13 protein-coding genes are annotated in these 15,007 nt (G+C 69.5%); 7 read left to right on the top strand and 6 right to left on the bottom strand.

Features of this window, described 5'->3' with window-relative positions:
* Positions 1–58: 58 nt before the first annotated feature.
* Positions 59–286, top strand: coding sequence for a hypothetical protein (locus OOK40_RS27930; protein ID WP_266487110.1), 228 nt, complete (start codon positions 59–61; stop codon positions 284–286).
* A 154-nt stretch (positions 287–440) separates the two neighbouring features.
* Here OOK40_RS27930 and OOK40_RS27925 read toward each other — a convergent pair whose 3' ends face one another.
* The 5 genes from OOK40_RS27925 to OOK40_RS27905 form a co-directional block, all read right to left on the bottom strand.
* Positions 441–566: a hypothetical protein gene (locus OOK40_RS27925; protein ID WP_266487109.1), complete on the bottom strand. Its 126-nt coding sequence runs from the start codon at positions 564–566 to the stop codon at positions 441–443.
* 192 nt (positions 567–758) lie between these two features.
* Positions 759–2,999 carry a hypothetical protein gene (locus tag OOK40_RS27920; protein ID WP_266487108.1) on the bottom strand — a complete coding sequence of 747 codons (2,241 nt, stop codon included), beginning with the start codon at positions 2,997–2,999 and terminating at the stop codon, positions 759–761.
* Between the two features lie 305 nt (positions 3,000–3,304).
* Complete coding sequence (locus tag OOK40_RS27915) at positions 3,305–3,679, bottom strand: DUF6113 family protein (protein WP_266487106.1); 375 nt, start codon at positions 3,677–3,679, stop codon at positions 3,305–3,307.
* Complete coding sequence (gene mshB, locus OOK40_RS27910; protein WP_266487104.1) at positions 3,676–4,563, bottom strand: N-acetyl-1-D-myo-inositol-2-amino-2-deoxy-alpha-D-glucopyranoside deacetylase; 888 nt, start codon at positions 4,561–4,563, stop codon at positions 3,676–3,678. The genes OOK40_RS27915 and mshB overlap by 4 nt, the downstream gene beginning before the upstream one ends.
* A 48-nt stretch (positions 4,564–4,611) precedes the next feature.
* On the bottom strand, positions 4,612–4,806 hold the full coding sequence (locus OOK40_RS27905; RefSeq protein WP_142213873.1) for a hypothetical protein: 195 nt from the start codon (positions 4,804–4,806) through the stop codon (positions 4,612–4,614).
* A 157-nt stretch (positions 4,807–4,963) separates the two neighbouring features.
* Between OOK40_RS27905 and OOK40_RS27900 the strand changes: the two genes are divergently transcribed.
* Positions 4,964–7,099, top strand: a complete 2,136-nt coding sequence (locus OOK40_RS27900) for a S9 family peptidase (protein ID WP_266487101.1) — start codon at positions 4,964–4,966, stop codon at positions 7,097–7,099.
* Between the two features lie 234 nt (positions 7,100–7,333).
* Here OOK40_RS27900 and OOK40_RS27895 read toward each other — a convergent pair whose 3' ends face one another.
* Positions 7,334–8,347, bottom strand: a complete 1,014-nt coding sequence (locus OOK40_RS27895) for a hypothetical protein (protein ID WP_266487100.1) — start codon at positions 8,345–8,347, stop codon at positions 7,334–7,336.
* A 501-nt stretch (positions 8,348–8,848) separates the two neighbouring features.
* Here OOK40_RS27895 and OOK40_RS27890 point away from each other — a divergent pair.
* From OOK40_RS27890 to OOK40_RS27870, 5 genes are all read left to right on the top strand, one after another.
* Positions 8,849–9,811, top strand: a complete 963-nt coding sequence (locus OOK40_RS27890; protein WP_266487684.1) for an ABC transporter permease — start codon at positions 8,849–8,851, stop codon at positions 9,809–9,811.
* 90 nt (positions 9,812–9,901) lie between these two features.
* Positions 9,902–11,692 (top strand): ABC transporter substrate-binding protein, encoded by a 1,791-nt coding sequence (locus OOK40_RS27885; RefSeq protein WP_266487099.1) that lies wholly within the window; start codon positions 9,902–9,904, stop codon positions 11,690–11,692.
* A 78-nt stretch (positions 11,693–11,770) separates the two neighbouring features.
* Positions 11,771–12,748, top strand: a complete 978-nt coding sequence (locus tag OOK40_RS27880) for an ABC transporter permease (RefSeq protein WP_266487097.1) — start codon at positions 11,771–11,773, stop codon at positions 12,746–12,748.
* A 9-nt stretch (positions 12,749–12,757) separates the two neighbouring features.
* The gene (locus OOK40_RS27875; RefSeq protein WP_266487096.1) at positions 12,758–13,825 is read left to right on the top strand and encodes an ABC transporter ATP-binding protein; all 1,068 of its coding nucleotides are present in this window, start codon (positions 12,758–12,760) and stop codon (positions 13,823–13,825) included.
* Positions 13,826–13,838: 13 nt separating this feature from the next.
* Positions 13,839–14,957, top strand: a complete 1,119-nt coding sequence (locus OOK40_RS27870) for an ABC transporter ATP-binding protein (RefSeq protein WP_266487095.1) — start codon at positions 13,839–13,841, stop codon at positions 14,955–14,957.
* The last annotated feature ends 50 nt before the right edge of the window (positions 14,958–15,007 follow it).

Below are 15,007 nucleotides of genomic sequence, written 5' to 3'. Positions count from 1 at the left end.
GTAGCCATCGCGACCTCATTCTGTGAGCAGTTCCGCACACAGAGCGAGAGGCCCGCCCATGCCCGACACCCCCCACGCCCCCGGCGCATTCGTCGCCCACACCGGCACCGACGTCTACGGCCCCGGCAAGGTCCTGGCCGCAGACGGCGAACACCGGCGCGTCAGATTCGTCCACTTCGTCGCGACGATCCGCGCGCACGACCTGCGCGCCGCCTCGCCCGACGAGACCGCGCAGGTGACGCAGTGGCTGCGGCAGAAGCAGAAGCAGCACGGGGGCCAGTGGTGATGACCCTGCGCGTCTCGCGCGACGGCGGGCGTACGTGGGGACCTGCAGTCACCATCCGGCCCAAGCGGGGGACCGTGCCGATCGAGTCCGCGGTGCGCTGTCCGCCGTGCGCCTGCCCGCGGTGCGCTCACTCGAAGTGACGGGTCCCGGCGGCTTACAGCCAGCCCTTCTCCCGCGTCAGCGAGAGGTCGGCGACGGCGCGGACCGTGCCGTAGCTCTTGTTCACATTCTCGAAGCTCACCACCGGAGTTGTGCGGGTGGGAGCGGCTGTCGTCGTCATGTGTTCAGACTGGCCGCCGGACCGGGTCCGCCGTCAGTGTCGTCGGTCGTGACTCCGGGATGACAGATGTCATGGGCACCACCATGATCCGGACCGCGCCCCGGCTCTGATCCCGACCGTGATGCCCACTGTGACAAGAGCCCCCGCCCGGGTCCGGGCAGGGGCTCTTTTCAGCGAAGAAGCGGCCGGCAGCTAGCTCGGGTTGAGCTCGATGACCGTGGTGCGCTCCTCGGGCGTCTTGCCGCGCAGCGCCGTGCCCATGGCCTGCGCGACATCGTCGGCGGAGACCTGGTGCTTCTTGCCGTCGCCCTTGGTGATCATGACGCCGTCGAAGACGCCGTCCAGGAGCTCGTCGATCGCCTTCTTGTCGTAGACCTCGACGAGCTTGCCGTCGATCGCCTTCATGGAAAGGATCTTCGGCAGCGACCTGGCGGGGCCGAACTGGATCTGCTTACCGCCCGCCTTGATCGTGATCAGGCCGGACATCGCGGGCTCCGCGAAGGCCTTCATCGCCCGGTCGAGCTCCGACTGCCTTATCGTCGGCTCGCGGGTGGCGACGGGCAGCTCCACGAGGTTCGGCCTGCCCGTCTCGACCTGGGCGCGGTACGCGTCCTTGACCGAGAGCATGGAGCGTCCGACGTCCAGCGCCTTGCCCGACTTGCCCGGTACGGCCACGGCCTTGCCCGGCTCGAACCTGATCGTGCCCTCGGTGGCCGAGCCCGAGACGCCCGCGAGGTCGGTGAGCGCGACGCTCAGCTTCTCCTCGTCGACCAGGATCACCGGCTCGGCGACGCGCTCGCCGCCGAAGAGGGAGCCGATCACCGAGACCGGGTTGTAGTCGCTGCCCGCGGCGTTGCGCACGGTGGCCTGGCTGTCCAGCGAGAGCCCGGCCTTGTCCGGGGCGAGCTGCTCCTTCTTGCCGCCGACCGAGAGCTGCAGCGGGGTGGCTGCGCGCTTGCCGAGAGCGGCGTCGAGCTTGCCGACGGCGTCCTCCTTGGTGCCGCCGCCGATGTCGACACCCAGGACCGTGGTGCTCTTCGGTACGTCGGAGTGGTTCATCAGCAGGCCCGCGCCGTACGCAATGCCGAGCAGGACAAACACTCCCACGCCGGCGAGCACGAGCTTGGAGCGGCCCTTCTTTGCGGGCGCGGTACGGGGGGCCGGGGCGGGCCGGGCCGCGGCGGGCGCGGGAACGGGCGCCACCGGGCCGGCGGGGGTACCGCTCGTACCGGCCGGGAACTCGGGCGCGGAGAAACCGGCGTCGGGGTCCTGCGGGCCTGGGCCGCCGATGATCGGGGTCGCGAGCGGGTTCGGTCCGGTGCCGGGTCCGGTCGCGGGTCCGACACCGGCGCCGGGGAACGGCGGGAAGGGCGAGCGGTGCTCCGGGGGGACCACAGGGATCCCGCTGGTGAGCGTGTCGCCGGAGACATGCCCAACGGGGGGCTCGGAGGCCGGCCCTGCGGGCTTCTGCGGGGTCAGCACGGCGGTGTCGTCGGACATCAGAGGTGCGCCGGAGCCAGGTCCGCCGGGGCCGGGTGCGCCCGGGCCCTGCCCGGGAATGCCGTGGCCGGGGCCCTGAGGCGCGCCCTGGCCGCCAGTACGCGGACGGATCGGCATGCTGCCCTTGACCGGGCCCCCGGTCGGGCCGCTCGGCGGCCGTACACCCGGCGGAGGCGTGCTGCCTCCAGGAGCCCCGGGAGCTCCAGGGGCGAAGCCGTTCGTACCCGCGGGCGGCGCGTCGGCGTTCGCCGCCAGGTCGCTGAGCGCGCTGCGCGGGCGCGGCGCGGGCGTCTCGGGACCGGGGCCGGAACCGGGAGGGGCCTGACCCGGGCCGGGCGGACGCCCGCCGGACTGCTGCCCGTCGGAGAAGTACGGAAGCCCCGCCCCGGGACCACCGCCGTTCGCAGCCGCGCCGGACCCGCCGGACGCACCGGCCGGACCCGCGGGCGCGGCGGAAGCGGACGACTGGGCGCCCGACACCGAAAGCCCCGCCCCGTTCGTACTCGACGACGAGGACTTCCGTGGCGCGAACCAGTCGCTCGCCGGGGCCTTCTCCTCGGCCCCCGGCTCCGCAACCGCGGCGTCCTGCGCCACGTCCGGCCGGGGCGTGCTGCCCGTGCGCTCGCTGTCCTGGCCACCGGTTGCGGCCGCGTGGGCGTCGGCCTCCGCCTCGCTCATCGGCGTACGCATGACGACCGGCGGGATCGGCCGCGAACCCGGGATGTTGATCCGGATGCGGGTGGTCAGCGTGGTCTCGGTCCTGGGCTCGTCCGGCTGCGGCTCGGCGGGCGCGGCGGCGGTCTCGTCCGGAGCGTCCTGCGTGGGATGCAGCGACGGATACTGGCGGGATCCGTACGGCGGTGTTCCCGAGGGGTACGCGGCTCCACCGCGCCCCTGGGGGCCGGAGGACGAACTGTCAGTTTCACGACTCAAAGCAGGTTCTCCCGGTTGGCTCCACCGCCCGTTTCTTACAAGTGCGTGCTCTGCTGCGGGCGGCTCGGCGGCGCGCACCACCATACTGGCCGCCGCCGACAGACACCCCGGGACTGTGGAAAGCGACATTCCGCCGACCGTACGGGCATGGTCAGTTCAGTGCCTTCCCACCCCCTGGGGGCGACCCACCATAGGGGCCCGTCGCGCGGCGTGTGCGTCGGGGGTCCCGCCCGAGGTGAGAGCGGTGTGCGGCACATTGGCCCCGGACCGGCACACAACCGTGGAAGAGGTACCTCGCGTTGCCGTTACTTGCCAAGTCGGCCGGGGTCGCCGCCCGGTTGCGCGAGCCGCGGCATGGTGGCGCACATCACAGCGATCGCCATTCCGCCGAGCATGAAGACGAGCGGCCCCACGCCGGCGCCGAACATGCCGTCGCCCTCCGGGCGGCCGATGCTCAGCGCCACGATCGCCAGCAGCCAGCCGATGGCGGGGGCCAGCACGCCGAGCTGGGTGCCGGTCAGCAGCAGCGCGCCGTAGAACAGCCCGGTGGTGGCGAGCAGCGCGAGCACCAACCCGGCCGGGAACCAGGCCCCTTGGACCAGTGAGCCCGCGATGCCCACGAGCGCGCCGAACACCGCGAGAGAGAGATAACCGGCGATCCGGCCGCCGCTGACGCTCATGCCGCCACTCCCGCGAAGAGATCGTGCTCACGCTCTCCGGGTGGCGCGCCCGGCTCGCCCTGCACCAACTGGTAGTACTCCGTCACGAAGATCGGTTGCCCCAGATCGTTGGAGAGTGCGAAGAAGGGGCCGTCCACGGCGATTTGGGAGGCATGGGCGCGCATGGCCGCCGCCTTCCTTTTCGCGTACGGAGTGCCGTCGATCTCCGCGGTGATCTCGGAGTCGTCGACCACACCCGGAATGTCGTCGATCTCCGCGATGCCCGGGAAGTCCACTCCGGCGGCGCGTAGTCGCGCGAAGCCTTCCGCTGCCACCGAGCGCGGTACCCGGTTCCAGTAGATCTTGGCGATGGAGTACGCGTCGCCGAGGTCGGGTCGGAAGGCGGGATCGGCGGCCAGCTCGGCGGCGCGCATCGCGACCCGATGGGCCTGGATGTGGTCGGGATGCCCGTAACCGCCGTTGGGGTCGTACGTCACCAGGACCTGGGGCCGCACCGAACGGATGATCTCGACGAGATACGGAGCGGCCTCGTCCACGCCGGTGTTCCAGAACGCTTCCGCGCGATGGTTCTGCGGGAGGCCCATCATCCCTGAGTCCCGGAAACGGCCGGGCCCGCCCAGGAAGCGGTGGTCGGTGACGCCCAGCTCCTTCATCGCGGCGGCCAGTTCGCCGATGCGATGCGGCCCGAGGCGGTCGTCCCGGTCGGGCGCGAGGTGGGCGAGGTCCGGCGGAATGACCTCGCCCTCCTCCCCGAGGGTGCAGGTCACCAGCGTGACCTGGGCGTCGTCGGCCGCGTACTTGGCCATCGTCGCGCCATTGTTGATCGACTCGTCGTCCGGGTGCGCGTGCACCAGCAGCAGACGGCGGGCGGGAAGATCCTTCATACGGGACAGCCTACGAGGCCGGACAGCCCCCGCGACCGGGCCGCGGCTCTAGAACTTGATGCCCCCGATCATCCCGGCCACATTCGTGGTCAGTTCGTTGATGGTGGGGGCGATGGACGAGCTTGCGAGATAGAACCCGAGCAACACGCAGACCGCCGCATGCCCACCCTTCAGCCCGGACTTCCGGACCAGCAGGAAGACGACGATCGCCAGCAGCACCACCGCCGAAATCGAGAGTGCCACGGCGGTTCACCTCCACAGATATTCGGTCGGGACGGGCAGGTTGCATGTGCCAGGGGGTTCTATACCCACCTTGCGCTACGGATCATAACTATCCGTTCCCACGCATCGATCGGTGCACAGCAGCACATGGGGGCGCACGAACGCTAGGTTCGGTCGCATGACGACGAAGCCGCAGCTCTCCTTCCCGCGTCAGTACGCCAGGACCCAGCGCTTCACTCTCGGCGCCCCGCGCTCCTTCAGGGTGTCGCCGGACGGCTCCCGGGTGGTGTTCCTCCGGTCGCCCTCCGGGACCGACCGGACCGGCAGGCTCTGGGTGCTGGATCTCGACGGCGAGGCACGCAGGCCCCAGGAGCGGCTCGCCGCCGATCCGCAGGCGCTGCTCGGCGGGGCGAAGGAGAAGCTCTCGGCCGAGGAGCGGGCCCGGCGGGAGCGCAGCCGCGAGGGTTCGGCGGGCATCGTCGGCTACGCGGTGGACCAGGCGGTCGAGTTGGCGGCATTCACCCTTTCCGGGCGGCTGTACGCGGCGGAGCTGCGGGCCGGGACCGCCCGCGAACTGCCCGTGCCCGGGCCGGTGATCGACCCCCGGCCCTCCCCCGACGGCCGGCACATCGCCTATGTGGCTCATGGCGCGCTGCGGCTGACCGGCGCGGAGGGCGAGGGGGACAGGGCGCTGGCCGAGCCGGAGGACGAGCACACCACGTACGGCCTGGCGGAGTTCATCGCGGCCGAGGAGATGGACCGCTCGCGGGGCTTTTGGTGGGCGCCCGAGTCGGACCGCCTGCTGGTCGCGCGCGTGGACGAACGGGACGTACGGCGCTGGTGGATCTCCGACCCCGCCCATCCGGACCGGGAACCGGAGCAGGTGCGGTATCCGGCGGCGGGCACGCCCAATGCCGAGGTGCGGTTGTTCCTGCTCACGCTGGACGGGGAGCGTACGGAGGTGAGCTGGGACCGGTCGCGCTATCCGTATCTGGCCCGGGTGCACTGGTCGGCGGCGGGCGCTCCGCTGCTGCTCGTCCAGGCGCGCGACCAGCGGACCCAGCTGTATTTGGCGGTGGACCCGGAGACGGGCAAAACCCGCACGGTGCATGTCGACGAGGACGCGGTGTGGCTGGATCTGTTCCCCGGGGTGCCGGCCTGGGCGCCGGACGGGCGCCTGGTGCGGATCGCGGACGAGGGCGGCGCGAGGGTGCTCGCGGTCGGCGACCGGACGCTGACGGGGGCGCAGCTGCAGCTGCGCGCTGTGCTCGACATCGGCGAGAACGATGTTCTGGTGTCCGCGGCCGCGGGCGAGGAGGCCGCGGATCCGGAGATCGGCGAGATCCATGTGTACAGGGTCAACGAGCTGGGGATCGAGCGCGTCTCGGAAGGGGCCGGGGTGCACTCGGCCGTACGGTCCGGCGGGGTGACGGTACTGGCCTCCTCACGCACGGAGGTGAGCGGCACGTCCGTGCAGGTGCTGCGGGACGGCAAACCGGTCGCCACGGTGGCCTCGTACGCAGAGCAGCCCGTGCTGTCCGCGCGGGTGCGGCTGGTGGAGGGCGGGCGGCGGCGGATTCCCTGCGCGGTGCTGCTGCCGACCGGCTACCGGGAGGCGGACGGGCTGCTGCCCGTACTGATGGATCCGTACGGCGGACCCCACGGCCAGCGTGTGTACGCGGCGCACAATCCCTATCTCACCTCCCAGTGGTTCGCCGACCAGGGCTTCGCGGTGATCGTCGCGGACGGCCGGGGGTCTCCCGGGCGCTCGCCCGGCTGGGAGAAGGCGATCAAGGACAACTTCCCGCTGACCCTCGACGACCAGATCGAGGCCTTGCACTCGCTCGCCGGGGCGTTCCCGCTCGACCTGGACCGCGTCTCGATCCGCGGCTGGTCGTACGGCGGCTACCTGGCGGCCCTCGCGGTACTGCGCCGCCCCGACGTCTTCCACGCGGCGGTGGCGGGGGCGCCGGTGACGGACCTCCGGCTGTACGACACGCACTACACCGAGCGCTATCTCGGCGATCCGGCGGAGCAGCCGGAGGTGTACGCGGCGAACTCCCTTGTCACGGACCACGGGTTGACGGCGTCGGAGAACCCGGCGAGGCCGCTGATGATCATTCACGGTCTGGCGGACGACAATGTGGTGGTGGCGCATACGTTGCGGTTGTCGTCGGCGTTGCTGGCGGCGGGGAGGGCGCATGAGGTGCTGCCGCTGAGCGGGGTGACGCATATGACTCCGCAGGAACAGATCGCGGAGAACCGGCTTCTGCTGGAGGTGGAGTTCCTGAAGCGCGCGCTGGGTCTGCGGTAGGCGGTGCCGCTGCGCGCGGCTTGTTCCCCACCCCGACCTCCCCCAGACTCCGTCCGGGGGGACCCCCACGAGGCTGAAATGTGCGGCTGGGCCGCACCTTCAGCCCGTCCGGCGTTTGAGGACACGCGCGGAGCGCGTACGGGGGTCCGGGGGCTTGCCCCCAGTTCGGGATGGGGGTACCTCCCACGGCCGCCAGGCCGTAGGGGGAGGGCGGGGTGGGGGAAACAACCCCCGCTACCACCCCGGCGGTGGCGAGCTCGGCGGCGGCGGCCCGAATACCCCCGCCGACCCAACCTGCCGCGCACCCGCCACCCCCTCCCCCCGCCGCCCCAGCGCAACCAGCAGCGTCAAGCCCGCCGCCACCTCGAACAGCCAGGACAGCACCAGCAGTTGATCCCGCGTCGGCAGGTCGCCGAGCCGGGTGAAGAGGTCGTTCCGTACCGCGATGTCAACACCCCGACCGCCCGTGCCGAGCACGAGCGCCCCCGCCACCAGGCCCAGCGGCCGCGAGTGGACCGCGTGGAAGAGCGCTCCGATCGCCGCGACCAGCGCGAGCGCCACGGTCACCGCCGTCAGCCAGCCCGGTGGTGTCCCGAGCAGCGGCATCAGGACCGTGTCGCTGCCGGTGAAGCGGTCGAGCGAGCGCGATCCGCCGATCTCCCCCGCCGTGTAGACCTCCCAGGCCGCCAGGACCGCCGCCGCCGTGCCGAGGAGCAGAAAGGCGAGCACGGACACCCCCTGCGTGGGCCTGGTCGGCGTCCGTTCGTGGGCCGCCAGGGGGCCATGCGCGGTGTACGGGTCGTACGCAGCGGGCGCCCGCCGTCCCGCCGCGGCGGTGATGATCAGCCCCAGGCCGAGCCCCAGTGCGGCGAAGGCGCAGTACAGCGCCCTGGTGCGCAGCTCGTCGGTAGCCCGCTGCCCCATCCAGGAGGAGCTGAGCACCCACAGCCCGGGGAGCCGGACGGCGAGGGTGACCACTCCGGCCGCCACCAGCGCGGCAGCCGCGACGGGTGAGCGCAGAGCGGCGACGGCCACGGTGACGTACACCGCGAGCAGCACCAGATCCTCGAGGGTGGTCGTCATCGGGGCGGAGGCGCTGACGCCGCCCGCGTTCCCGGTCCAGAAGCGCCACAGGTCGAGCGGGTCATCGACGGTGGTGAGATCGCGGGCGATCCACACACCGACGAGGATCGCGAGGGCGGCGCACAGCACGGTGCCGGTGATCCGGGCCCCCCGCGTAAAAGTCACAGTGCGATGTTGCATCGCTGCACTGCGCTGAACAAGGGCCCGCACGGCGCGGGCGACCGGCCGGAGCTACATGGCGAGCCCCAGCCGGTCTACGGCACCCGCACGGCCGTACGTTGTTCAGCGTGGCGCGTTCGTATATCGGTGTTGCGACAGTCAAGTTGCCTGCATGTTAACGAATTTGATGGGCATTTATTGAGCTATGTCGCCCACCTCGACCGACTGTCAAGCACGTCGCCACCTCGATCTGCACAACGTTCGCTCAAGAACCGCACCGACATCATGCCTTTCGCCTCCTGGCTCTTGACTGGCACTGACAACGATTGCCACAGTCCGCTCAACCAACAGCGTTTTCCGACCTCTTGACGGTACGTCAGTACGTCAGTCATGAACCGCGAGTCATGAATTGCGGGGGCGAGCAGAAACGTGACGATTCCATCCCGTGGCGAGTTAGCCGATCAGGCCACCGATCCGGCCACCGCGGCCGATCCGCTCCCTGCCGCCCTGACCAAGCGGGAGCAGACCCTGGTCGGCCGGTCTCCCGGCCAGCTGGCATGGCGGCGCTTCAGACGTGACCGTACCGGCGTACTCGCCGCGTACATCGTGCTGATCTTCTTCGTCGTCGCGGCTCTCGCGCCGGTGATCGGCTGGCTGTACGGAAAGGATCCGTACACCACCTATGGCCTCGACCGACCCGAACTGCTCGATCCGATCACCAGCTATCCGGTGAAACCGAATGGCGGCATCGACGGTGAATTCTGGTTCGGAATCGAACCGAGGCTGGGCCGCGATGTCCTCATGCAGCTGGTGTACGGAATCCGCACCTCGCTGCTGATCGGTCTTGCCGCGACCCTTCTCTCCACCGTCACCGGAATCCTCGTCGGAGTGACCGCCGGCTATATGGGCGGCCGTACCGACTACTTCCTGGGCCGGTTCATCGATCTGCTGCTCTCCTTCCCGCAGCAGCTCTTCTTCGTGGCCTTCATGCCGGTGGTGACCGCGCTGTTCGTCAGCCCGCAGAAGGAGACCCCGACCTACTTCCGGGTCACCGCGCTGGTCCTCGTGCTCTGGCTGCTGGGCTGGATGACGCTCGCGCGGCTGCTGAGAGCCCAGGTACTGAGCCTGCGCGAACGGGAGTTCATCGAAGCGGCCAAGGTCACCGGGGCCCCGCCCTGGCGCATCATCCGCAAGGAGCTGCTGCCGAATGTGACGACACCGATCCTGGTGCAGTCCACGCTGATGCTGCCCAACTTCGTGACCCTGGAGGCCGGTCTCTCCTTCCTCGGCGTGGGCCTGGTGGAGCCGACGCCCGACTGGGGCCGGATGTTCGCCAAGGGCGCCGACTTCTACGAGGGCGACATCACCTACATGTTCTTCCCCGGCATCGCGATGGTGATCTTCGTGGTCGCCTTCAACCTGCTCGGGGACTCGGTCCGGGACGCCATCGACCCGAAGACCAAGCACTGACGTCCATCCCCGGGCACGTCACAAGGCACAGCGCAAAGCACGTCGTAAGGCACTGAGTGTTCCGTCCGACGAGGCAGGTGCATGGAGACCATGACGTCCACCATTCAGCGAAGAGTGCGGATCTCGGCCCTTTCGGTCGCCGCCGGAGCACTTGTGCTGTCCGCGTGCAGCAGCGGCGGCGGGGGTGACAGCAAGGACAAACAGTCCAAGGAACCCGAGCTCAAGCAGCAGACCATCAGCATCGGCACCGCCCAGGACTCCACCGGGCCCGCCCCGGACCTTCCGGGCGCCAAGCCGGGCGGCACGGTCTCCGTGCTCCAGCGTGACGCCTTCGAGCATCTGGACCCCGGCCAGATCTATGTCAGCGACGAGCTGATCATGCAGACGCTGTTCAATCGCACGCTCACCACCTACAAGATCGACGACAAGACCGGGAAGGTGACACTGGTCGGCGACCTCGCCACGGACACCGGCACGTCGTCCGACGGCGGCAAGACCTGGACATACACCCTCAAGGACGGGCTGAAGTTCGAGGACGGCACGCCGATCACCTCGAAGGACATACGGCACGGCGTGGAGCGGTTGTACGCCAAGTACCAGGTCAGCGGGCCGACTTATCTGCAGCAGTGGCTCTCGGGATCCGGGCAGACCTTCCGGAAGGCGCTGCCGGACGGCCCGTACAAGGGCAAGCATCTGCCCGACAGCGTGCTGGCCACGCCGGACGAGAAGACCGTCGTCTTCCACTTCGGTCAGCCGCGGGCCGAAGTGCCCTTCGCGGTCGCCATGCCGAACATCACCGCGGTGCCTGCTGCCAAGGACACCCAGGAGAAGTACGACAAGGCGCCGGTGGCCTCGGGCCCGTACAAGATCCAGAACTTCAAGCCCGACAAGAGCATCGAGTTCGTCAGGAACACCAACTGGGACCCGAAGACGGACGCCGTACGCCATCAGTACGCGGACAAGTTCTCGGTCACCTTCGGGCACCAGTGGGTGGACTCCACCCGTCGGCTCGTCGCCGGGCAGGGCGCCGACAAGACGGGCATGACCTTCACCAACGCGGTCGACCCGTCGCTGATCTCCACGGTGCTGGGGAACAAGGAGGCGATGGCGAGGTCGTTCACCAAGACCCAGCCCTACGTGGACGTCGTCAGCTTCAACATGGACCGGCTCAAGGACAAGCGGGTACGTCAAGCGCTGGTCTGGGCCTGGCCGTCCGGGCAGGTGCTCCAGCAGTACGGCGGCGTGAAGGCCGGCGAGGTGGCGGGCGGCCTGGTCGGCCCGACCCTCAAGGGCTACCAGCCCTTCGATCCGTACGAGAAGAAGAAGCACCCGGCGGGCAACCCGGAGAAGGCCAAGGCGCTGCTGAAGGAGGCCGGCCAGGAGGGCAGGACGATCGTCTACGCCTACGCCAACACCGGTCCCGCCCAGAACGCCGCGGTGGTCGTGGAGCGGGCGCTGGAGAAGGCCGGATTCCAGGTGGAGAAGAAGGAGATCGACTCCACCACGTACTACACACAGATCGGCAAGGTGAAGAACCAGTTCGACGCCTACCGCTCCTCGTGGGGCGCCGACTGGCCTTCCGCCTCGACGGTCGTGCCGCCGCTGTACGACGGCAAGAACATCTACGACGACTCGGCGAACTACTCGCACCTCAACGCCCCGGCCATCAACGCCGACATCGCCAAGGCAGAGAAGATCGGCGACATCGACCAGGCCGGCAATGAGTGGATCAAGATCAGCCAGAAGATTCTCACCGAGGAGGTGCCGCAGGTGCCGATCTTCTACAACCGGCTGTTCACGCTGTGGGGCTCGGGCCTCGGCGGGGTGAAGTTCCACGAGCCGTACGGGGCCGTGGACCCCACCGCCGTCTTCGTCAAGTAACCCACCGGAAAACCGGATCGGCTCCCCGCCCGCTCCTGGGGCGGGGGCCGGTCCCTCTCACCGGAAGCCCGCGAAGCCATGCTGAGATTCCTCGTCCGCCGCACGCTCGGTGCCCTCGTCATCCTTCTGGTGATCAGCGCGGTCACCTTCTTTCTCTTCTTCGCGCTGCCCGCCGAGCCTGCCCGGCTGGCCTGCGGCAAGAACTGCGACCCCGCCGCGCTCGCGCTGATCAACAGCAACCTCGGCCTCGACAAGCCGGTTCCGGTGCAGTACTGGGACTTCATGGTGGGGATCTTCGCGGGCCGCGACTTCTCCGTCGGGCACTGCGACGCGCCCTGCTTCGGCTACTCGTTCGTCAATCAGGAATCGGTGTGGGGCACGATCCTCGACCGCTTCCCCACCACGCTGTCGCTGGCCTTCGGCGGCGCGGCCGTCTTCCTCACCGTCGGCGTGGGTATCGGTCTGCTGGCCGCCGCGCGCCGCGGCACCTGGGTCGACAAGTTCTTCAGCTCGCTGTCGCTGCTCGGCTCGTCACTGCAGATCTACTTCGTCGGCGTGCTCTGTCTGGCGCTGTTCGTCTCCAACCTGGGCTGGCTGGACCAGCCCGAGTACCGCCCGATCACCGAGGATCCGGCCGGGTGGTTCACCGGGATGATCCTGCCCTGGCTGGTGCTCTCCATGATCTTCGTCGCCAACTACAGCCGGCTGGCACGGTCGTTGATGGTCGAACAGTTGCAGGAGGAGCATGTCCGGGCGGCCCGCGCGAAGGGGCTCGCCGGCCGGACGGTGTTCTTCCGGTACGCCATGCGGGGCGCGGTCGCCCCGGTGCTGACCATCTTCGGGATGGACCTCGGCTCGCTGCTGGGCGGCGCGATGATCACCGAGGTCACCTTCACGCTGCACGGCATCGGCCGGCTGGCCGTGCAGTCCGTCCAGCTCACCGATCTGCCCATGCTGATGGGCGTGATGCTGGTGAGCGCGGCGGCCATCGTCTTCTTCAACATCGTCGTGGACGCCGTCTACGCCCTGCTCGATCCGCGTGTGCGGCTGGCATAGGAGTCTTGAGTGACCACGCTGACCAAGACCGATCAGCCGGCATCCCCGGCGGCCGGCGGTCCTTTTCTCTCCGTACGCGATCTGCACGTCCACTTCTCCACGGAGGACGGCATCGTCAAGGCGGTCGACGGGATCTCGTTCGATCTGGAACGAGGCAAGACGCTCGGCATCGTCGGTGAGTCCGGCTCCGGGAAGTCCGTCACCAATCTCTCCATCCTCGGTCTGCACGACCCCAAGTTCACCGAGACCTGGGGCGAGATCGTGCTGGACGGCGAGGAGTTGACCGGAGCCGGGGAACGGACGCTGGAGCGGCTGCGCGGCAACAAGGCGGCGATGATCTTCCAGGACTCGCTCACCGCGCTCTCGCCGTACTACACGATCGGACGGCAGGTCTCGGAGCCGTTCCGCAAGCACACGGGGGCCTCCAAGCGGGAGGCGTGGGCCCGGGCGGTTCAGATGCTGGAGAAGGTCGGCATTCCGCAGGCAAAACTGCGGGCGCACGACTATCCGCACCAGTTCAGCGGTGGCATGCGGCAGCGGGCGATGATCGCGATGTCGCTGGTGTGCGATCCGGAGCTGCTGATCGCCGACGAACCGACGACGGCGCTGGACGTCACCGTGCAGGCGCAGATTCTGGATCTGCTGCGCGATCTCCAGCAGGAGTTCGGCTCGGCGATCATCCTCATCACGCACGACCTGGGCGTGGTCGCGAATGTCGCCGACGATCTGCTGGTGATGTACGCCGGGCGGGCGGTCGAGCGGGGTTCGGTACGGGAGATTCTGCGCGATCCCCAGCACCCGTACACCTGGGGCCTGCTGGGGTCGATGCCCCGGCTCGGCTCGGACGTCTCGGAGCTGCTGACGCCGATCCCGGGGGCGCCGCCGAGTCTGCTCGCGCCGCCGTCGGGCTGTCCGTTCCATCCGCGCTGCGGCTACCCGTCGATGGTCCGCCGGACACCCCCTAGGTGCGAGGAGGAACGGCCCGAGCTGCCCCCGGGACGAGGCTCCGCCTGCCATCTGACGGACGAGCAGAAGCGAACGGTCTTCATCGAGCAGATCAAGCCCCGGCTGGGATAGGGAGAGACGCGACATGGCGCACGAAGCCACCATCCCGGCCCCGCGTGACCGGGCGCCCGCGGGCGGCGACGTCCTGATGACGGCGCAGGGCCTGACCAAGCACTTCCCGATCCTCGGCGGGTTTCCGTTCAAGCGGCGGATCGGGTCGGTACAGGCGGTCGACGGCATCGACCTGACCCTGTACGAGGGCGAGAGCTTCGGGCTCGTCGGCGAGTCGGGGTGCGGCAAGTCGACGACGGGCCGTCTGCTGACCCGTCTCCTCGAGCCGACCGCCGGGAAGATCACCTACCGGGGCCAGGACATCAGTCACGCGGACCGCAGACAGCTGGCACCGGTCCGCCCCGAGATCCAGATGATCTTCCAGGATCCGTACTCCTCGCTGAACCCCCGCCAGACGGTCGGCAAGATCATCTCCGGCCCCATGGAGATCAACGACATCCGGCCGCGGGGCGGCCGCGAGAACAGGGTGCGCGAGCTGCTGGAGATCGTCGGCCTCAATCCCGAGCACTACAACCGCTTCCCGCACGAATTCTCCGGCGGTCAGCGCCAGCGGATCGGCGTCGCGCGGGCGCTGGCGCTGGAGCCGAAGCTGATCGTGGCGGACGAGCCGGTGTCCGCGCTCGATGTCTCCATCCAGGCGCAGGTGGTCAATCTGCTTCAGGAACTCCAGCGGGAGCTGGGGATCACGTTCCTGTTCATTGCCCACGACCTGGCGGTGGTACGGCACTTCTCGCAGCGGGTCGCGGTGATGTACCTGGGCAAGGTGGTCGAGGTGGGCGACCGCGAGTCGATCTACTACCGCCCCCGCCATCCGTACACCCATGCGCTGCTGTCGGCGGTCCCGGAGGCGGCACTGACGGACGAGGCGGAGGCGCGTGCGCACGAGCGGATCCGGCTGGCGGGTGACGTCCCGTCACCGATCGAACCTCCGTCGGGCTGCCGGTTCCGTACGCGCTGCTGGAAGGCTCAGCCGCAGTGCGCGGCCGAGGAGCCGCCGCTGGTGCGGATCGAGGGGAACCACGACGGCCATCTGACAGCCTGCCACTTCCCGGAGGACCCGACGCGGGAACGGGAGGAGGAGGTCATCCTCGACCCGGCGCTGCGCGCGGCGGAGGACCTGGCCGACGACTGAGCGGCGCCCGCCCGCCGTAGGGCTGCCCGGCATTGCCGTACGGCGGCCGC

Origin of the sequence: Streptomyces sp. NBC_01481 (assembly GCF_026339995.1) — a bacterium.
In the GTDB taxonomy this organism is placed as follows: domain Bacteria; phylum Actinomycetota; class Actinomycetes; order Streptomycetales; family Streptomycetaceae; genus Streptomyces.
Note: the sequence above shows the minus strand (reverse complement) of the source record. Positions and strands in the feature narration are given on the sequence as shown.